This is a genomic window from Iningainema tapete BLCC-T55 (assembly GCF_014698965.1).
Lineage (GTDB): Bacteria > Cyanobacteriota > Cyanobacteriia > Cyanobacteriales > Nostocaceae > Iningainema > Iningainema tapete.
Map to the genome: position 1 here is coordinate 114,365 of NZ_JACXAE010000027.1, position 21,030 is coordinate 135,394.

The 21,030-nt window shown below is 42.1% G+C and carries 16 protein-coding genes; 7 read left to right on the forward strand and 9 right to left on the reverse strand.

The annotated features are described in order from the left end of the window. Window positions 1–132 precede the first annotated feature (132 nt). Entirely contained in the window at window positions 133–594 is a 462-nt protein-coding gene (locus ICL16_RS06235; RefSeq protein ID WP_190825994.1) for a hypothetical protein, read from the forward strand. A 127-nt stretch (window positions 595–721) separates the two neighbouring features. Here the strand turns inward: ICL16_RS06235 and sds are convergent, their stop codons facing one another. Next, window positions 722–1,693 (reverse strand): solanesyl diphosphate synthase, encoded by a 972-nt coding sequence (sds, locus tag ICL16_RS06240; RefSeq protein WP_190825995.1) that lies wholly within the window; start codon window positions 1,691–1,693, stop codon window positions 722–724. 940 nt (window positions 1,694–2,633) lie between these two features. On the opposite strand from sds, the gene ICL16_RS06245 reads away from it, so the two are divergent. Continuing rightward, complete coding sequence (locus tag ICL16_RS06245) at window positions 2,634–2,828, forward strand: hypothetical protein (RefSeq protein WP_190825996.1); 195 nt, start codon at window positions 2,634–2,636, stop codon at window positions 2,826–2,828. Here ICL16_RS06245 and murI read toward each other — a convergent pair whose 3' ends face one another. The 4 genes from murI to ICL16_RS06265 form a co-directional block, all read right to left on the reverse strand. Further along, the gene (gene murI, locus ICL16_RS06250) at window positions 2,829–3,677 is read right to left on the reverse strand and encodes a glutamate racemase (RefSeq protein WP_190825997.1); all 849 of its coding nucleotides are present in this window, start codon (window positions 3,675–3,677) and stop codon (window positions 2,829–2,831) included. Between the two features lie 106 nt (window positions 3,678–3,783). Then, window positions 3,784–5,691 (reverse strand): N-acetylmuramoyl-L-alanine amidase, encoded by a 1,908-nt coding sequence (locus ICL16_RS06255; protein ID WP_190825998.1) that lies wholly within the window; start codon window positions 5,689–5,691, stop codon window positions 3,784–3,786. Between the two features lie 425 nt (window positions 5,692–6,116). Further along, entirely contained in the window at window positions 6,117–7,964 is a 1,848-nt protein-coding gene (locus ICL16_RS06260) for an N-acetylmuramoyl-L-alanine amidase (RefSeq protein WP_190825999.1), read from the reverse strand. A gap of 532 nt (window positions 7,965–8,496) precedes the next feature. Then, a complete protein-coding gene (locus ICL16_RS06265) occupies window positions 8,497–9,891 on the reverse strand; it encodes a cation:proton antiporter (RefSeq protein ID WP_190826000.1) in 1,395 nt (464 codons plus the stop codon). Between the two features lie 151 nt (window positions 9,892–10,042). Here ICL16_RS06265 and ICL16_RS06270 point away from each other — a divergent pair, with 151 nt between their 5' ends. Continuing rightward, the gene (locus tag ICL16_RS06270) at window positions 10,043–11,452 is read left to right on the forward strand and encodes a lysophospholipid acyltransferase family protein (RefSeq protein ID WP_190826001.1); all 1,410 of its coding nucleotides are present in this window, start codon (window positions 10,043–10,045) and stop codon (window positions 11,450–11,452) included. A 57-nt stretch (window positions 11,453–11,509) separates the two neighbouring features. Here the strand turns inward: ICL16_RS06270 and ICL16_RS06275 are convergent, their stop codons facing one another. Further along, complete coding sequence (locus ICL16_RS06275; protein ID WP_190826002.1) at window positions 11,510–13,093, reverse strand: alkaline phosphatase D family protein; 1,584 nt, start codon at window positions 13,091–13,093, stop codon at window positions 11,510–11,512. 1,268 nt (window positions 13,094–14,361) lie between these two features. Here ICL16_RS06275 and ICL16_RS06280 point away from each other — a divergent pair. Continuing rightward, window positions 14,362–15,654, forward strand: a complete 1,293-nt coding sequence (locus tag ICL16_RS06280; protein WP_190826003.1) for a beta strand repeat-containing protein — start codon at window positions 14,362–14,364, stop codon at window positions 15,652–15,654. 89 nt (window positions 15,655–15,743) lie between these two features. On the opposite strand, the gene ICL16_RS06285 is transcribed toward ICL16_RS06280, so the two are convergent. Beyond that, on the reverse strand, window positions 15,744–16,514 hold the full coding sequence (locus ICL16_RS06285) for an SDR family NAD(P)-dependent oxidoreductase (RefSeq protein WP_190826004.1): 771 nt from the start codon (window positions 16,512–16,514) through the stop codon (window positions 15,744–15,746). Window positions 16,515–16,795: 281 nt separating this feature from the next. Here ICL16_RS06285 and ICL16_RS06290 point away from each other — a divergent pair, with 281 nt between their 5' ends. From ICL16_RS06290 to ICL16_RS06300, 3 genes are all read left to right on the forward strand, one after another. Then, entirely contained in the window at window positions 16,796–17,125 is a 330-nt protein-coding gene (locus tag ICL16_RS06290) for a hypothetical protein (RefSeq protein WP_190826005.1), read from the forward strand. Window positions 17,126–17,298: 173 nt separating this feature from the next. Continuing rightward, on the forward strand, window positions 17,299–17,535 hold the full coding sequence (gene vapB, locus ICL16_RS06295) for a type II toxin-antitoxin system VapB family antitoxin (RefSeq protein ID WP_190826006.1): 237 nt from the start codon (window positions 17,299–17,301) through the stop codon (window positions 17,533–17,535). Further along, window positions 17,532–17,918, forward strand: coding sequence for a PIN domain-containing protein (locus ICL16_RS06300; protein ID WP_190826007.1), 387 nt, complete (start codon window positions 17,532–17,534; stop codon window positions 17,916–17,918). The genes vapB and ICL16_RS06300 overlap by 4 nt, the downstream gene beginning before the upstream one ends. 1 nt (window position 17,919) lies before the next feature. Here ICL16_RS06300 and mnmE read toward each other — a convergent pair whose 3' ends face one another. Both mnmE and ICL16_RS06310 read right to left on the reverse strand, forming a co-directional pair. Then, entirely contained in the window at window positions 17,920–19,308 is a 1,389-nt protein-coding gene (mnmE, locus tag ICL16_RS06305; RefSeq protein ID WP_190826008.1) for a tRNA uridine-5-carboxymethylaminomethyl(34) synthesis GTPase MnmE, read from the reverse strand. Window positions 19,309–19,447: 139 nt separating this feature from the next. Next, window positions 19,448–20,698, reverse strand: coding sequence for a DUF4912 domain-containing protein (locus tag ICL16_RS06310; protein ID WP_190826009.1), 1,251 nt, complete (start codon window positions 20,696–20,698; stop codon window positions 19,448–19,450). Window positions 20,699–21,030: the final 332 nt, after the last annotated feature.

The window sequence follows — 21,030 nt, forward strand, 5'->3', positions numbered from 1 at the left end:
GCGTATAAGCTAGACGCATGAACATTTAGTTATGACGAGTGGATTTTGCTTAATTTACTATTCCCAAATTTGGAGAAGATCTTCCCTCATTGATGTTACAGCCAATACCCGTTAGTCGTGAAAAGGTTATTTATGGATATACAAGCACAAATCCAATTGCTGGTTGACAGTGCACCTCAAGATGGTATTACACCACAAATTGTCGCAGCAGTCGCCCCTGGTCTTGTCGCGATCGCTCAAAAATTACGCTATCCCCAGTACTATATTCTCCAACACAAGGAGCATGGTTGGGTTTTAACTACATTGAGCCACCGTGCAAATCCACAAGTTGAAAAGCGCGTGGTTTATGCTTTCCCTACAATACAGGATGTTGGGCTAATTTCGTCTGCTGGGCTTGACCCTCAAGTAATTACAGCCCCCATACCTGTGACCCATATTTTGTTTCAACTGCTGGCATTAGATCCAGTAGATAGTATAGTTTTTTTTGAGTCACCTGGCAAAACTACTAATGCAGTTGAAGTCACTCGCACCCAAATCCAAAATCTGCTACAACAAAGCTTACCACGGCAGCAAGTACCAAACGATATAGCTTAAAGGTATAGGGAGTGGGAGATTTTGTGAGTTTGTGAGTTTGTGAGTGAGGGAATTTGGGAGAACATAAACTCTTATTCTCCCCTGCACCCCTACTCCCCTACACCCCTACTCCCTACCCCCTACCCCGCTAATAAAGCCTACTCAGTACATAATCAGTCAATTGAATCAAACAGGAACGTTCTTGAGAAGGCGAAAGGTTCATAATCTGCTCCACGGCTTGTTTTGCATGATTTGCTGCTAATTCGCGCGCTCGCCCTATTCCTTGGCTATCGTGAATTAACGCTAACGCCTGCTCTAAATCACCAACTTGTGCAAACTCTCTTTCAATCAGCACTTCTAGATATGGTTTTTCTTCCATCGCGAATAATACTGGTGCAGTGAGATTGCCACTTTTTAAATCTGAACAAACTGGTTTTCCCAAAGTATCTGTGGAACTAGTGAAATCTAAAATATCATCGACAATTTGGAAAGCCAAACCAAGATCTCGTCCGTATCCATATAAATTTTCGGCTGTTTCTTGGCTGACTTCACTCAACACTCCAGCGGCTTTAGAACTGTTGGCAATTAATGACGCAGTTTTGTAATAGCTTTTTTTCAAATATGTATCTAGCGTGATACTAGTGTCAAAACGATTTAGTCCTTGCTGAATTTCTCCAGTCGCCAAATCCATGATTACCTCTGAAAGCAGTTTCACTACTTCCAAGTTGTCCAAGTTTGCCAAATACCAAGAAGATTGAGCAAAAAGAAAATCTCCTGCCAAAACGGCAATCCGATTTCCGAATAAACTATGAACTGTGGGAACACCACGCCGCACAACGGATTCATCTACCACATCATCATGTACCAAGCTAGCCGTATGAATCATTTCTGTAATCTCAGCTAAGCGTCTATGACGTTGTGTAATATCTTTCTCCAGCATTGTTGCCCTTGATATTAACAGGACAATTGCTGGTCTAATGCGCTTGCCCCCAGCTCCAAATAGGTGTTCGGCGGCTGCATACAGTATGGGATGGCGATTACCTACTAGCTGTTTAAGGTTATCAGCTAGGAGAAGTAAATCGGCTTCCACAGGGGTAAAAAGGGAAGTGGCTGGGGTCATGGACGGGCGAACTCTGGCTTTGGTTACGAAAGTTTACATATCCTATAATCATTTTAAGATATGCCAGTGCCTGCGCAAAGATTTCCGTGATTAGAATCCTAACTTACTTTCCATGTAGAATGACTATAGTATTAAAAAGTACTTATTTATTCTAAGTATTATTACGATAATATTTGTTACTTTTTTGTTGAGGAAAATATGTGTGTTGATTCTGGTGATAGAATAAACTTCATCTCTTAATAAAAAATTTATTTTTTTCCGAAAATATATCAGTAATACTAATAACCAAACACTAAAAATATTTTCAGAGCTTCAAAGTTATTTTTTATACCTGTATTTGTATCGGTAGCAAAAATAATTAGTGAAAATGTGAGAATCCCTTACTCAGAAAATTTGTAATTTAGCCGAAAACAGGGCTGAAAAGTCTGGGTGGTTGTGTTACGCTAGAATCTAGGGCTTTTAAATACAAACAGTGTTCACACAGCCGATAGTGAATAACCAATAGGTATTTTTCACTACATAGCTAAGGTGAAACTAAATATGTCACAAAAGTTACTAAAAAAATATTTTTTGGTAACAAAATTAGCAACTCTATGGGTAAAAGTTGTAAGTACACCTAGTAATAGGATGGGCTTCAACTAATGCCAACGCATTCCTTTAACCAGCATTGCGACATAGAGATAAAGCATAAATAGCATGGTACGCAGACTGGGTAGACAGCTGTTGCAGTGGATATGAGCAATTGAGCAGATTATCTACTGTGGTAGGTTTGGTTTGCAAATAAATTAATAAAAAATTAATCTTACGGGGGGTAGTAGTACTCTACCGCAAAGTTTAGCATAAGCAAACAGCAGCTACCAAAAACGCTTTTGTGTGGCTAGTCGCTCCATTAAATTTATTCGATTTTATATTGACGACAAAAAAGCAGCTGGTAGAAAAAATGATTTACACAAAGGTGCCTATGATGATTTTTATTTTAGCTTCCGGATATTTGTTAACAGTTTACCTGTTATTGGCACTGGCAAAGCGAACTGGGAACAAAACGGTTCCCACTCGCAACTCACAGCCAGTAGAAAAAAATCAGCAAAAGCTATCGGTGTCCGCTAAGGTAACTCAAGCAACTAGCTTACATTGACTAATCACACCAGAGGTGGGAAACTGCACTAGCAAAGTCTACCACCTCTACTTTTGGTACACAGCCAAGCCACTGCACTGAAGTTGAAGCAAACTGTTGAGGACAGCCACTAACAGCAAAGCGTGTTGGTGTAGGTGAGTGGGTATTTTTCAATCCCAGTAAATCTAATTCTTGCGCACAAGCTACCACAACATGAACAGCGGGGTCAACTAATTTTACGCCGTTCGGTAAGAGCGATCGCAGCACTGGTGCGAGATGGGGATAATGAGTACAGCCATAAACCAAAGTGTCAATATCCTGTTCTAATAAAGGCTCCAGATAGGAACGTGCTACCTCAGCAGTATAAGGGTCATGAATGCGGTTTTGTTCAATGAGTGGCACAAACTCTGGGCAGCCGACTTGCCAAACTTGAACATTTGGATCAATCTCATGAATAGCATGTCGAAAAGCATTACTTTTGGCAGTTGCGGGAGTAGCAATCACACCAATGCGCTTACCACAAGCAACAGCTGCCTTAGCTCCAGGTAAAATAGTGCCGAGAATAGGAACAGAAAACTCAACACGTACTTTCTCTAACGCTAAAGCGGAACTAGTGTTACACGCCATAATTACCAGTTTGACACGTTGCTGTTCCATCCATGTCAGAATTTCGCCGACAAACTGTAAAATCTCAGCTTGCGAACGAATGCCGTAGGGTAGTCTAGCTGTATCGCCAAAGTAAATAATTGATTCATTGGGTAATTGCCGATAAACTTGCCGCAATACCGTTAAACCACCCACACCACTATCAAAGATGCCAATTGGGGCACGTTGATTGAAATTGTCTTCAAAACTAGAAGATAGAAACACAGGCAGATTCAAATTTGATGTTTTTAGATTTTGTAGAGACGCACGCCAAGGAGCGTCTCTAGATTCGATTTCGTTTAGAGACGCCCCACCGAGGCGTCTCTACTATTTACCGTTGCTTTAAGTACTGAAGTATACCATTTGCGATCGCTTCTGCCATGCGATTTTGATATTCAGGATTTCCTAGCCTGGGGTTATCCTCGCGTCCCGTCATAAAACCCGTTTCAACAAGAATTGAGGGCATAGAGCTTTTTCTAAGAACATAGAATCTAGCTTTACGTACACCTCTGTCCTTAATAGTACCAATATTACGGAGAATAGAATTGTGAACTACTTGAGCTAGACGAGCGCCACTGTCGTAATAATAAGTTTCTAACCCATTGACATCAGGACGATTAGCAACAGAATTAGCGTGAATACTGACAAATAAATCAGCTTGCTTCTGTTGTGCTAAATCTACCCGTCCTTGAAGTTCAACAAAATAGTCACTATTTCGCGTTAGCACAGCTTGCACACCATTTTTCTCTAAAATTGCAGCTATTCTTTTACTAATCGGTAATATCACATCCTTTTCTAACAATCCACCAATACCAGGAGCACCAGAATCTTTACCACCATGTCCTGGATCGACAACAACCACAACTCTTCCTTTGGGAACAGGGCGGCGCGGCAGAGGTGATGGATTAGGATTTTGTGCTATTGTTCCTGATTGTAATGGTTGTGGATTTGGTCGTGGTAGAGGTAAAGCAATACTACCTGTTGCCGGCTGAGTGCGACGTAATTCTAAAGCGACAAATTGATCTCCAATCTGGTTAAGTTGTCCAATTTGTACAGATGCTGCTGGTTGAACTAAAATGACAACAGTGGTGGGGTCTTGCTGTTGTAAACGTATACGTAAAACAGGGCTATTGGAAGTTAAATTAGGACCTTTAACTGCTGGAGTGACTTTAGCATTGGGAATAGTGATCCGAAATAGACCAGAAGATTTATCCCAACTACCACTAGCAGATAAATTGCGATCAGCTTTGACAATTAGTTGCCCGGATGTACCACTGAGTTCTACAGACTGAATTGTCGCCACTGATTCACTTGACTTGATGCTGGGACTACTATCCTCACGCTGGTATAAATTACTACTGGCTGGTAATTTAACTACACTACTATTAGGTAAAAGTACTATGCCACCTGTACCGCTAATGCTAGCTCGCCAGTCTGGGGTATCTTGTTTTACCCGCATTGTCATGCGCACAACTGGTGGAGATGATTCTAATTGAGTTAAAGAGATGCGATTAACACCATATTTATCGATAATCATGTCCCGTTGCACACGGCTCGATAAAGTCGCATTAGCAATATCAATGTTAATAATACCCTTGTCGCTGTTACGACTGACTTCTTTAATTTCCGGATTAACTCCAATAGTGCGCAGAAAAAATCCATCTCCAGTCACTTGTAGTTTTTCAATTTGTGTTGGTCCTTCAAAAGTGTTAACAACGATACCATTTTCTTTAACAGTTTCCGTTTCATTGTCTTTGTTCGCTACAGTGACATTACTGACGGAATCTTTCGGTTCACTTTTGACCACACTGTAAATATTTCTTGGGGCAGAAGCAGTTTCCGTTTCTGGGTTAGGTAATTGTACTGTCCAGCGACTGGCTGTTATCCCGACAAATTTTATCTGGTTTGGATCGAGGGTGTAACCTGGATTGAGTTCCACAACAATCCGTGCTGTTTGTGCGTCGAACTGCCCAACGCGGACAGATTTAATACCAGTACTATTAGCTACTGGCTGTGTTAACTGAGGACGTCCAAATTTAGTTCCTGGTAGATCGATCACCAAGCGAGTGGGACCAAATACTAATTGAGCTTTGGGTTGAACAGCTCCTTCAGTGTTAATTTCTAATCGATTTTGATTAGCGTCAAAACGCCAAGACTGCAGTTTTGCTGCTTGTGCTGGCGACGATAGCATTGAGACAGTTACAACAGTGCCGGGTAGTAACCACCAGTCTAATTTCACAGTGTTTTCTCCTGATTCGCATTCATAGGGAAGCTGACAATAAGATTGCGTTGTTGATGCCTCGCATCGTCAACTGACCGATGCGCGGATTTTGACTGCGTAGATTTTTCCAAAAAGGAAATTAGCTAGGCGTCAAATTCTAGCATTCCCATACATGTTGTCCATGCCATCAAGGAAGAAAAAATTCGTTCCGCAGGGCATCAGATTACACAGACATTGAGATAACTAGAATTAACTAGAGTCGTCAATTTAGGTAAGGTTCTAATTGACAAAGAGTGCAATCTTATTGGTTAAGTAGAGACGCAATTAATCGCGTCTGTGCTGTTTGGTAATTGATGCACCGCGTAACAAATTTAAATTTTTGTTAAGTAATGTGACCTCCTTTGCTGTACAGACGTTCCGGCGGAGCGTCTCTACGAAATTAATTATCTTTGTCTTAGGTACTGGAGAATACCATTGGCTATTGCTTCGGCCATCTGATATTGATACTGTGGATTTGACAGTTTTGCTGCATCTTCCTGACCAGTAAGATATCCTAATTCAACAAGAATGGCGGGCATAGAATTTCTTCTCAAGACATAAAACCTTGCCTTTCTTACCCCCCGATCTCTAACATTCACACTCCGAAGAATGTTGTCATGAACTGTGTTAGCCAAGCCTAAACCACTGTCGTAATAGTACACTTCTAAACCACTGACATCAGGACGATTTAGCCCTGCTGAGTTTGCATGAATACTAACAAACATATCAGCCGATACTTGCTGTGCTATGTCTACTCTTCCTTGCAAGCTCACAAAGTAGTCGGAATTACGTGTTAGTACTACGGAGATACCGTTTTGCTGTAAAATTTCCGCTATACGAGTGCTAACAGGTAGGATGATATCCTTTTCTCGTACTCCGCCTAAGCCAATTGCACCCGGATCTTTACCACCATGTCCTGGATCAATCACAACTGCGACTCGTCCATTGGTTGGACGAGGAGGATTGTATGGTTGAGGATTATTTGTCAATGGGTTCGGGAATGATTGTGTGTATGGTCGTGATATTGGTGGTAGAAGCGAAGATGGTAAGGGTGCTAACCGACGATTACGTTGTAAATCTAATGCTATGGCTTGGTTGTCACGATTGAGTTGCCCAATTCTTACTCCGGCTGCTGGTTGGACGTAGATCACTACATTATTAGGATCTTCCTGTTGCAGGCGTATTCTTAAAATGGGACTACGCTCATTGAGAACTGGACCTCTAACTGTTACCGCTAATTTAGCATTGGGAACAACGATCCGGTAAAAACCAGATGACCTATCCCAGCTACCATTGGCTAATATTCGCCGATCGCCTTTTACAATCAGTTGCGTGTCATTGCGTACAAGTTGCACTGACTCAATTGTTGCTTGTAAATTGTTTTCTGATAACCTAGAGGGGGTAGGGGTAGTATTATCTGTTGCCAGTATATTCCCAGTTCCAACAGTTGGTAGAACGACTAAGCCACTACTGTCACTACTTACTTTCCAATCGGGACTATCTTTATCCACCCGCATTTCTACTCGGACAGTTGGTGGTTTTGTGTTCAGTTGGTTTAATAGGATGCTATTAACACCATACTTGCCTACTGGTAAATCCCTTTGGGTTGTTTGTCCAACAGAGGCGTTGGGAATATCCATGTAAATAGTGCGGCGATCGCGACTGCGACTCACCCTGGGAATTTTGGCTTTTTCTCCACTGGTGCGAATGAAAAAACCATCGCCTGTAATCTGAAAATTGTCGATCTGAGTTGCTCCTGTTGTGGTACTAGCTACCTTTAATAACTCAGATCGCAACTTATTTTCAGAATCTGTTGTCACCAAATTATAAACATTTTGTTGCTCTGAGTTATCAGTTATTTTAATTTGAGGCTTTGGTAGTTGTACATTCCACCGATTAGCACTTACCCCAATAAATTGCACCATGTCGGGGTTCATGGTGTAACCTGGATCAAGTTCGACAACGATTCGCGCCGTTTGTGCGTCAAACTGCCCTGCACGTATTGAACGGATACCCCTACCTGGTGACTCTGCGGGTGGTAATTCCCCAAGAGTAGTATCTGGTAAATCAATTACTAATCGAGTGGGGTTGAACATAAGTCGTGCTCTAGGTTGAACCGAACCTTCTGTGTCAATTTCCAGCCGATTTTGATTCACATCAAAACGCCAAGATTGCAATCTCGCTGCATGAGCTGGTGACAATAGCATAAAGATTGTCACAAGAGTACCAGGTAGTAACCAGTGCAGTTTCACAATGTTTTCTCCTGAGTGCGCATTCATGGAAGCCATCAATCTGTTGCATTATAGGTACCTTACACCGTCACCGCTCAAACCTCAGCTTTGATGTGCTGGGATTAAGACACAGCTAATGGCGTCAAATTTTAACAGGTTCCCGATGAATTTCTCTGCCATAACGGCAAGGAAATCTAAACCATCAGATTACCTTAAAATAGAGATAATCAGTATCCCTCCCTTGCAGTCAATCCCACAATCATGACACTTGAATAGCTGTGGGATTTGGTGAAGTTGTTTGATTGAATGGTAATTGATGCAGTGCTTGACAAAATTGCTTTTATGTGATATACACTTAGAAAAAATATCTGTTTGTTTGACGAGGATACCCGAAATAAAAATACGTACTTGTTGGTAGAAGCTCAACAACTCCTAAAAATACACATTTTCAGGTGACGTAATTTTAGCAAAAGAAGTTTCCGTTTTGGAGCGTGAGACAAAATCTTACTTCAGGCATTCCAAGTCAGAGACTTGGAACGACTTCTACAAAAAATCAAGAATTGGGAGTGTTATCAACAACTGCATCGTCTAAAATTATTTGCTCGCCTACAATTGTTGGTTGGGGAAAGACGAATCGTAATAAAGGAGGAGCTAAAAAGGTGGTTAAAATCACCATCATGATAATTGCTGCTTCTAGTGGTTTGGAGAGAATTCCAGTGGAGGAGCCAATACCAAGGAAAACTAATCCGACTTCACCCCGAGGAATCATTCCCACACCAATAGCTAAGCGATTAATTTGGGATTGACCAAACACCACTGCGCCTGTAACGATTTTACCAACAATGGCGACAATGATGAGAAAAGCCGCCATAATTAATCCTTCTCGGTTACTAGGAATTGCTGGGTTTAAAACGCCCAAATCGGTTCTTGCCCCAACTGTCACAAAGAAAATGGGCACGAGCATATCAGCAATCGGAATTACCTGCTGCTGCAGTTGTACACGTTCATCTGTTTCATCCAAAACTAAGCCAGCGGCAAAAGAACCCAAAATTGCTTCTAATTGTATTACAGAAGCAAAGTATGACATGACGAAGGCGAAGATAAACGCGGGTATAATTAGCCCACCACGAGTTTTTAGCTTAGAGGCGATCTCGACAAACGAATTACTAAATACATTTCCCAAAACGATTGCACCTAATAAAAAACCACTCGCAGCGATAATCAAATAAATTACTTTACTTACATCCACTGCTCCATCTTTAGCAAGACTTGCCACCACTGCTAAAACGATAATTCCTAACACATCATCAATTACAGCAGCGCCCAAAATAATCTGCCCCTCCTTAGAATTGAGACGCCCCAATTCTGATAGCACCTTAGAAGTAATACCGATACTTGTTGCCGTTAGTGCCGCTCCAGCAAAAATAGCTGGCACCGCTGGAATACCAAACAAAATCATCAACCCAGCTGTACCAGCAGTAAACGGTGCTACTACTCCCACCACTGCGACAACACTTGCTTGGATACCAACCGCCATCAAATCTTTGAGATTTGATTCCAAACCAATTTCAAATAACAGAATAATCACTCCCAATTCTGCCAAAACGGTGATAACTTCTGACTGCGCAAAAAAAACTGCATTTGATGCCTCAGGAGTTAACCCAGCAGTTGCTTGCAGGAATGACATAACTAAAGAACTGGAACCATCAGCCGAACTTTCTGGAAACACCAATAGATGTAGGATAGATACACCCACTGCCACACCACCGACAAGTTCACCTAACACGGGTGGAAAACCCACACGATTTGATAATTCCCCGCCAATTTTGCTCGCGAAGTAAATTACAACTAAACTCAGCAGTACCCCTGCTAGTACAAGTGAACTATCGGCTGTAGCTGTGGCTGTTGCCAAAAAGGGAAAAGAGAAAGTTAAAAGATGTAACTGCATGTGTTCTGCTAAATTCCTTCTCTTTAATTTATCAAGCTAGCTGACATAAGCTTGTAACTTTAATCAGTAAACTATGAAATACACCCGACCATAGATCCCCGGCTTCTTAAAGAAGCCGGGGATCTAGGAACGCCTTTCGAGGAGAGCTACCTTGCCCCATTCAATTCAACGCGCACAACCGCCCTTAGAGTTCATCCCACAGCAGTTCGACCCACTGGTACACTATATTATGCAGGGGTTATTGCCAATCTTGCAGCGATTAAGGCTTCGACCTTGGTTACCCACAGGAATCGCCAAGATTGAAACTGAGAATGTAGAAGTGTTAGTCGATCTCTACCAACAATTTCAAGCTGGCAAAATTCGTTTTCTCATTGCATTTCGCCACTGTGAAGTTGACGACCCTCTTAGTATGTTATACTTACTATCCCGTGCAGTACCAAAAGTTGCCAGGAAAATTGGTGTCACACTACAATACCCAATTCATTCTTACTTTCTTTACGATCGCGGCATGTTGCTCTGGGCAGGCAACTGGCTTGGATGGCTGTTTTCTCGGTTAGGCGGTGTACCGATTCATCGTGGTAAAAGGTTAGACAGAAGTGGGATGCGTACAGCAAGGGATTTGTTTGCCAATGGTAAACTACCAATTAGTGTAGCTCCGGAAGGTGCCACAAATGGGCATAGCGAAACAGTCAGTCCATTGGAACCCGGAGTTGCCCACTTGGGCTTTTGGTGTCAACAAGACTTGCTCAAAGCGAACCGAACTGAGTCCGTATTGATTGTACCGATTGGCATTCAGTACAGCTACATTAACCCATCTTGGGCAAAATTGGATTGGCTTTTAAGTAAATTAGAAGCAGATAGCGGCTTACCAGTACAGCAAATAGATCGATCAAATCTCGTTGAGCCAGAAAAATTCTACCATCGCCTGTTTCGCTTGGGTGAACACGTCCTTTCTCAAATGGAACAGTTTTACACTCGCTTCTACCACCAAGCACCAGTTAACACACCAATAGATTCATCTGCTCATCGTAATCAAGTACTGAAAGCTCGACTACAGACGGTATTAGATAAATCATTACAAGCAGCCGAGCAATATTTTGGTTTAGAATCCCAGGGAACCATAATTGAACGCTGTCGCCGCATAGAGTCAGCTTGCTGGGATGATATCTATCGAAACGATTTGCCTTCCTTGCACAATTTATCACCTATAGAGCGAGGCTTGGCAGATTGGATTGCTGAAGAAGCATCTCTGCGCGTATTACACATGCGTCTAGCTGAAAGTTTTGTGGCAGTGACAGGAACTTACGTTCAACAAAAGCCTACTTTTGAAAGATTTGCAGAAACAACTTTAATTTTATTTGACCTGATTGCCCGAATTAAAGGCGAGAAAAACCCTGCTAGACCCCGCTTAGGTTGGCGAAAATCTCAGGTAACTGTGGGTGAACCAATTTCCGTTACCGAACGTTGGTCATCATATCATATCGGTCGTCAAGGGGCAAGACAAGCAGTTGACGATTTGACGAAAGATTTACAAATAGCGTTAGAAAAGATGATTTCTTAAACCCACAAATCCCTGTAGAGGCGTTCCGGCGGAACGTCTCTACATTGTGAATGCGGTTTATTTTTCTGGCGGCAAATCTACACTATAGAGAATTTTGCCTTCGATGTCGTGCAATGCTACTGTCATCTCCAGTGAATAACTGTTAATTTTGACTGTGCCAAAGAATTGCAAACCTTCAGATGGAGGTCGATTTGCTCTCAAACCTTGAGGTATGCTGAGAAACTTGACTTCGGGACCAAAGGTATTGTCAAGTTGGTTTGGTCCAAATGTGCCAGAGTTGAGGGGACCTGCAACAAACTCCCAGAAGGGTTTGAAGTCGGTAAATTGTGCTTTGTTAGGATCGTAATAGTGTGCTGCTGCGTAGTGTACATCAGCAGTTAACCAAACGACATTTTTGATATTTCTACGGTTGATGAACTGTAGTATATCAGCAAGTTCCAGTTCTCTTCCTAAAGCGGGACCATCGCCGTTGGCGAGATTTTCAAAAGCAGTTGGACCATCTGGTACTACCAATCCAATGGGCATATCACTGGCAATAACTTTCCATGTGGCTGTAGATTTTTGCAATTGGTTTTTCAACCAACGCACTTGAGCGCTACCCAAAAATGCTGTTTCTGCGCTTTGTTCTGTTTGACGGTTTTCTGTGTTTGGTCCCCGGTAAGTACGCTTATCTAGTACGAAAATTTCTAGTAATTGACTATACTTGAAAGAGCGGTAAATTCTCGTTGGTTCATAAGGGTCAAAGCGAATGGGTATGTATTCCAAAAACGCTTGTCTTCCCCGCGCCGCTAGTAAGTTGACGTCCTTGACTGTATAGCGGTTATCGTCTAAAATTTCGCCTGGATACCAGTTATTTGTGACTTCGTGGTCGTCCCATTGTACTATTTGAGGAACTTGGGCGTTGAAGCGGCGGACGTTTTCATCTAGCAGGTTATATATATAGTTACCACGAAACTCTGCTAGGGTTTCTGCTACTTTTGATTTTTCTTCTGTGGTAATGTTTCTCCAGATGCTGCCGTCGTCTAACTTTACTTCTGATTGAATGGGACCATCAGCGTAAATGTTGTCACCGGAATGGATGAAGAAGTCTGGGTTGAGCTTACGGATACTTTCGTAGATTTTCATGCCGCCAAAGTCAGGATTAATACCCCATCCTTGACCTGCAGTATCTCCAGACCAAGCAAAGAAAATATCACGTCGGTATGCAGGGGCTGTTCGGAATGTACCTTCAGTGGGAGCGCTGTAAATTTTGGTATTGTCTAAATCTTGGAAAATTACCCGGTAGTAAATTTGCTCACCTAGTGGCAGGTTGTTGAGATAAACTCGTGCTGTATAGTCGTTGAGTTCTTGTGCTATTGGTCCGAAAGCACGCTTTGCTCCCCGGAAAGTTCGCTCTGTAGAATATTCGACAATGATTCGGGCAGGGCGATCGCTACGACTCCAAATCACAGCGCTATTACCGTTGAGGTCACCACTAGCTACACCATAAGGTATGCTAGGGCGCAGTTTGTCAGATGTAATCACACCAGGTGCTTGAGCAAACCCTGATTTTGATAAAAAGTTTGCGCCAACAATTCCACCACTGGTAATAGCTGCACGTAGCAAGAACTGGCGACGGTTGAAGTTTTGTGAGTGTGTCATAAAGTTAGTATCTGTAGTTTAAAGTGCTACACAGACTTTAATCAAACGAACAATCATCGAACCACAGACTACAACAGGCTGTATACCTGCGCTCAAGGATATGAGATCTTTGTGTTTCAAGAGAATCTAACGATGAACTCCTACACGTATGATGCACTTTGCAATTAAAGTTTACAAACAGCAGTGAGGAACTTCTCTGACCAAACTTAAGCAAGCAAAACAAACATCAAACCCTAATTGAAAATTTATCATATTTTGTAACACGTTTAACAATAATTATGGTGTGTTACTTATAGGTTTGATCTAAAGATGGAAACAAAAGTATGATAGCCTGATATCTTTGCATTTGTAATCGCCACTTCCATAAATTACCAAAACTTACATAGCTTTTACCTACATTAAGAAAAAATTTTCTAATTTTTACCTTTCCTTACTCTTTTGTTAATTTTCTCATAGCAAACTTGGGTAAAAACTAAATTTTGCTGTGATAAATCACTTAGTCAAGTATTGACTAAATCGAACTTCTTCGGCTTTTAATGTGAACACACAATTTCAAATTACCATATAGTCATTTACTCAAAATAACTAATAAAAATTGATTATGGAATAGCTGTAAACCATACATAAAAACACTTATAGCTAATCGATGAAGAGAAAAAATATTATTTAGTGAATGGAGGAAAATATCTATTGTAAAGTTAATATGAAGAGGCAACTAAAAACAACAATAAAAACGGTATTTATCGTTACAGTTCCTTTGGAATAAAGCTTTGAGCAGAAAAGACAACTGAATGTAAGCGGTTTTAATGTGATCTTTGCAAGTCTTTCCTGATCAGGTTTACAGATTAACTATGTTTCAAATGCTGGAGCAGTGCAAGTTCATAAAATTAATTCAGATTTTTGTAAATTTTTTATGAAGATGACTAAAAAAATTACTGTAAAAACGTGGGTAAGAGTTACTATCAAATTGTTGGAAGTCAAACTTCAGTTCGCAAAAAAAAGTCAGGAATGTTGAGATATTGCTCTATTGGATGAGATTGATATCGGTCAACATACTAGTTCGGCTAGCTTCCCAAATTTGGATTCAATCCGCTCATTTCATACTTTCAATCAGTGATTGAAAGTGTGAGTAGTTACAGGTTTATTGCTGTAGTCTACATCATTAATTAGAAGCAAGTAGAGACTCTATTTAGAGATTTATATTTGCTTCTGGATGATAGTGCTTGATGTCAGATCATTCCTAATACAAACCAGGGAGAAGATAACTCATGGCAACTTTTATTGTAGATGGGATCACTACAACACTAAACAGTGCGATTAACGAGGCAAATAGCCTACCCGGACAAGACACAATTGAATTGGCTAGTTCAGTAAGTCTGTCAGAGACAGCTAATATCACTGACGAACTCGTAATCAACGGACTTGGCAATACTGTAAGCGGCAATAACAGCTTCAGCCTCTTCTCTATCAACAACACCAGTGTTGCTATTGATGGATTGACTGTTTCCAGCGGTTTAGACGGTATTGTTGTTGGTAGCGGTAGTACCCTGACAGTATCAAACAGTGTCTTCACTAACAACACAGAAGATGGTATCGATGTTCAAGGCGACAGCAGCACCGTTAACGTTAGCAACACAACATTCAGCAACAACGGTGACGATGGCTTCGACATCGGTGGCAATGGCAACACAGTTAACTGGGATGGCGTAACCACCACTGGTAACACAGAAGAAGGTTTTGAGATTGACGGCAGCAACAACACTGTTAGCGTTAACAACAGCACCTTCAGCAACAACCAAGATGGTTTTGACTTCGATGCTACCGCTACAGGCAACATTGTTACCGTTAACAATTCAACCTTTAGTGGCAACCGCGACGATGGTTTCGATATCCTGGGCGTTGGTAACACTGTTTCCTGGAGTGGCGTAACTTCTACTGGCAACGCAGAAGAAGGTTTCGAGATCGATGGCAGCAGCAACAATGTTACTATCTCCGGCAGTACTCTCACAGGTAACGGTGACGATGGCTTCGATATCGATGGCACTGGCACTGGTAACGTTGTTACCGTTATCAACACAACCATCAGCAATAATACAGCTGATGGTTTCGACATTCTTGGCACTGGCAACACAATTACCTGGGATGGCGTAACTTCCACTGGTAACGGTCAAGAAGGCTTCGAGATTGATGGTATCAACAACGTTGTTACTATCAACGGCAGTAACCTAGTTGGCAACATTGACGATGGCTTCGACTTCGATGCTCCCGCTACTGGCAACGTTGTTACTGTTAACAGTTCTGTTTTCAGTGGTAACGGCGCTGATGGTTTCGACATCCTTGGCGTTGGCAACACTGTCTTCTGGAATGAAGTAACTTCCACTGGTAATGGTCAAGAAGGGTTTGAGATCGATGGTAGCAGCAACGTTGTTTCCATCTCCGGCGGTATCCTCAGCAACTTCTTCTTCGATGCTCCTTCGGCTAACAACAACCTCACTTACACCGCTAGCTCTACTAGCAATGTCGTTGATTTAGGTACAGGTAACACCATTACCGCAATCTAGGTTTGAGCAAGTTGCTGTTCTAGATAGAAAATTATAGAGTCTGCGATCGCCTACTTCTTAACCACAGGGAAGCGATCGCGGATTCAAAGCTACCATGGCAATCGGCTTCCATCCCAAGAAAAAAACTCGCCGCTATCACTCGGTTGAAGTTGTTCAATCACACTTAGCAATTGAGTCACAGTACGCTCCACAGAGAACAATTTTTCTGGTGGTACATTACCCTGAAATGGAAGGGAAAGTCTTGTATCAGTTGTACCAGGATGCAAAGTCACCACCACAGCTTTCGGACAAGTTCTACCATACTCGATCGCCACTGTGCGCATAAACATATTCAGTGCTGCTTTAGAAGCCCGGTAGCCATACCATCCACCCAGCTTGTTATCACCAATACTACCTACCTTAGCAGATATACTGGCAAACACACTGCTTTCTTGATGACGAAATAGCGGCAATAAGTGTTTAGCTAGCAACACCGAACCAATACTATTCACCTGAAAGTAGCGCATCAAATACTCTGAATTAATCTGTCTTAAACTCTTTTCTGGTTGCATTTCCCCTTCATGCAATACCCCCACACAGTTGACAACCAAGTGAAGCTTGTTTGTATCGGCGCGTAAAAGTTGCACACTTTCAATAATCTGTGATTCTTCAGTAATATCCATCGCTAGACAAACTAATTTGTCGGAATGTTGCTTTTGTAGGGTTATTAACTCAACAGCAGATTCTGGCTGACGGTATGTGGCATAAACTTTGGCGATTCTCTCATTTTGTAGCAAGTTGCGAACAAAACCAAGTCCAATCCCTTGGCTTGCTCCGATAATTAATGCGTTGGCGTTGTTAATCTCGTTGATGAAGGACATTTTGTTACTTACGCAGTTAAATTAAATGAACCGCCAAGACGCCAAGAGCGCCAAGAAAATTCTTTGCGTCCTTAGCGTCTTCGTGGTTTATTTATCGATACTAAGTATAAGAATACTGTATAGCAAAGCTTTGATCGTTTTTACGTAAAATACTACTCAATTTATACTTAAAACGTTTTATGTTTGTGAAAAATTCTTTAAATAAAGATGCGAGAATTTCCCGTGGCTAACGCCAAGAAAATCGCTGCATGGTGGATTGAGTAGTCTCAATTAGTCAATCTATGGATACTCAATCGTCCCAACCACCTTTAAAAACCAAAGATCATACCCCTCCGCCTGCTTTTATCACCAGGGAAGAGGTAGGACGATTACCCTATGTTCCTTCTCAACCACTTCCCGATTTGAAGTCTTTTCAATGGACAGGAGCTAAACAACCCAAAAATTCAGTTAACCCTAGACTGGAACAAAAATTAATGACGCTACTTAATGGAGACACTACCATTGCTCAACGTTTGCTTCAACAGCAGCGACAACTGCATCCAGGCAATACGGATAACTGGTATTTAGAGAAAGTTGTTGACGATCTCAAGCGCGATCGGCACTGCCGCTAACCATGATGACGCTCTACATAGCTAGTTGCATCAACTGTCAGACTGCAGCCAACTTAGTATTTATATATCATTCTAGGCTAGAGAAACTACTTATGAACAATCATATATGTTTTGGAAGTATAGGACACAAGACAGTTAACATGTAAGCAAGACACTTAACAGGAGAAAGTAAGATGGCTGAGCAAGTTGTAGATACTACTTCAGAATTAATTACTAAACTACAAACCCTACCACCTCAACAGCAACAGCAAGTGCTAGATTTTGTCGAATTTTTAGCACAGAAGTATAATCAAGCTCCAGAAATAAAGAAAAAACGGGTAATGGGTTTGCATAAAGGTAAAATTTGGATGAGCGATGATTTTAATGATCCTTTACCAGATGAATTATGGATGGGTAAAGGCGTACTGTGAAACTATTATTAGACACCCATGTACTTATTTGGTCAGCAGGAAATCCAGAAAAGCTTTCCGATAGAGTTACAAGCTTATTAAATGACACCAGTAACTCTTGGGTAATCAGCATTGCTAGCATCTGGGAAATGCAAATTAAAATTCAGACGGGTAAATTAACTCTCGACTTGCCTTTACATGAACTAATAGAAACCCAACAGCAATCTAACGACTTACAAGTGTTACCGATTGAGTTAAGCCATATTTATGCTTTAAAAAACTTACCCAATCATCATCGCGACCCTTTTGATAGAATTTTAATTACTCAGGCAATTGTTGAGAAGATGCCTTTAATAAGCATAGATACGATTTTTGATAGTTATCCAGTTGAAAAAATGTGGTAGTTTATTTTCCTATACAAAATCTACTAAATATTCTATCAAGAACTGATTCTGTTACTTCCTCACCCGTAATTTCTCCTAGAGCATGAACTGCACCTCGCAAGTCAATTGTCCAAAAGTCGAGGGGTAGTTGCTCTTGGATGGTTGCTTGTACTTGTTGTAGGCAGGTTTTTGCTTTTGTTAGTGCTGCTGCTTGTCGTTGGTTGATGGCTAAGTCTAAATCGGCTGCTTGTATTTTGCCTGAAAGCACTTTCTCTAAAATTGCTGCTTCTAATTCTTCGATGCCAATGTTTTGGGCTGCGGCTGTTTTGACTATTTGGTTAATTGTGTTGGGGTATTTTAAAGACGCGATGAATCGCGTCTGTACTAGGTCGATTTTGTTAATTACTAATATTAAAGGGCGGTGTTGTACTTGAGAGTAAATTTCTTGGTCTGCTTGAGTCCATCCTGCTTCTGCGTCGATGGTGAGTAGGACTAAATCGGCAGCACTGGCGGCACGGCGCGATCGCTCGACGCCGATTTTTTCTACAGAGTCAAGTGTTTCCCGAATGCCTGCTGTATCTAGTACTTGTACGGGTATGCCGCCAACTACTAGTTGCGATTCTACTACGTCGCGGGTTGTGCCGGGTAGGTCTGTGACGATCGCGCGATCGCTCTTGCTCCATGCGTTCAATAAGCTTGATTTGCCTACATTCGGGCGTCCAACTATTGCTACTTTCAACCCTGTGCGCAATAGTTCGCCTTTGTCTGCTGTTGCTAAAATTTGAGTTATTTGTGTAGCAATTTTATCTATTTCTGATATTATATAGTTATCATCCAGCGGGGGTAGGTCTTCCTCAAAGTCTATCCGAGCTTCAATTTCTGCTAATATATCTAAGCAGTGGTCGCGTAACTGCCGGATGGGATGTGCTAGTTTTCCTTGTAATCCTGCTAGTGCAGCTTGGGCAGCTTGGGGAGATTTAGCTCCGACTAAATCAGCTATGCTTTCTGCTTGAGTTAAATCAAGTCTTCCGTTTAAAAAGGCGCGGAGGGTGAATTCTCCAGGTTGTGCTAAGGAAGCCCCATTTTCTAAACACAGTTGCAATACTTGTTGCACTGCGATAATTCCCCCGTGACAATGAAACTCGACAACATCTTCGCGAGTGTAGGAACGGGGTGCAATCATGATCAGCATTAGTGCTTCATCAATTAGTTGTTGTGTCTGGGGATGGCGAATGTAGCCGTAGAGAATGCGGTGAGTTTCCCAAACTTGACGCCCAGCCGGATGAAAGATTGTTTGCGCAATGTGCATTGCTCGATCGCCAGATACACGCACAATGCCAACGCTACCCTGTTGGGGGACAATAGCAGTGGCGATTGCAGCGATCGTTCCAGTTGTGGCAATTTCTGACATGGGCTACTAATAAAGTGTATTTATTTTCGATTTTAGATGGAAAATCAAATAGACATAGCAGTGAAAATAAATGTAGAGACCGTACTGTACGGTCTCTACAACGAAGTTTATTTATCAATCTAAAATCTTCAACCCAAAATTACGAGAGCCATTCTAAAACAGCTTCATCTTTGGTGTTGGTATTGCGAGATGGAGTTTCACGGTTAAATTTCATGTGAATTGAACGTGTTTGTTCACCATCAGCGGCAACAGCCATAATTGGGTAGTCAATTAAGCCATCTTGGAAGGACATCTGGAAGCGGAATGTACCATCTGGATTGAGCTTGATTGGACGACCGCCAATTGTTACAGTAGCATCTGGTTCGGTAGCGCCGTAAACAATCAATTCAGCGTCAGCGATTAACCAGAATTTGCGTGGGCGCATTGGTACGTCACCAGAGAACCCAGCACCAGACATACCTACACCGGACATTGTTAAACCGGATGTAGTTGGCACTGCCCACATACCTACGCCAGAGGGGAAGATGTAGGAACTAATTGCTTGTTCTGGAGCCATAGAACCAGGAACGTGTTGCATGGAACCAAATAGAGAACCAGCAACTCGCGCTGCTTCAGCAGATTCAGCCATACCAAAGATTTGATCGTAGATGGCGTTGCCGTTACCGTTGGTGTAGCCTGCTGTTGCTGCTGCTTTCTTCGCAGGAGGAACGAGTTCGTACAGGGTTTTGCCGCGTAAGTCTTCTTCAAAGTTGACGGTGATGAAAACATCTTCAATCCAGTCGGAAGGATATACGGGCGGAATGTGTACTCGCGCAGAACGAGCTAGGACTAACCAGCGTCCATCAGCACAGCGGTAGCCAATGTCAATTACGTAGTCGCGATCGCTCACTGGCACAGGTAGATACCATTCTCTTGCCATTTCATCGCTAGGATATTCCTGGATGCTGTGGGGGCTTTGGAAATCTATATTGATGTCTGTAACATCATAAATCCGTAGTGCTAGCTGTTGTCCACCTTGACGACGCAGTTCTTCTTTGTGTTCGTTGGGGACATCCCAGTATGTGTAAGCCCATTGTGGATCGCGAGGCAACAATACTATCCGGCTTTCACCATATCCACCTGGTAAATCGGCAAGTCCTTCATCTACATCAGCGAGGGTGCCACCAATACGATCTTCCTGTCCTAACTCAAACTTTGCTGCTTCCACGGTTTCCTGTGCCTCCATTGAACGAGATTGGCTGAGAGAAACTTTACTGTGCTGAACTTCTTGAATCGCTGCCAGCAGTTGCGATTTCCGCATTCGGCTATAACGAGAGATGCTACATTCGCTCGCTACCCTGCGTAGTTGGCGCAATGTCATCTCTTCTAAAGGTGGGCGTTCTTTTGCCATAAAATTGGCCTCCAGTAGTTTGAAAGGTTAATGATTATCTTCTGGTAGTTGTGGTTAATGAAATTTCATCAACCCCAGATGATTTTTTTATTCCCGACTCCTGGTTTTGCCGAGGTTTAAATTTTTTGTTTAAATTGCGGGTTACTCCCTTTCAATTCCCTCATCGGGATCGGAGGAGCCTTTGTTACTAAATATTAACAACCACCCCCCCACAGGGATCAAGGGGGTCACAGGAGCTTTTTCCCCCTCTCTACGAATTTATCAGTTTTTCGGGGATCGTTTTGTCATTAAATCTTAACATTTACCTTCCTGATGGGCTGAAACAGGGGTTT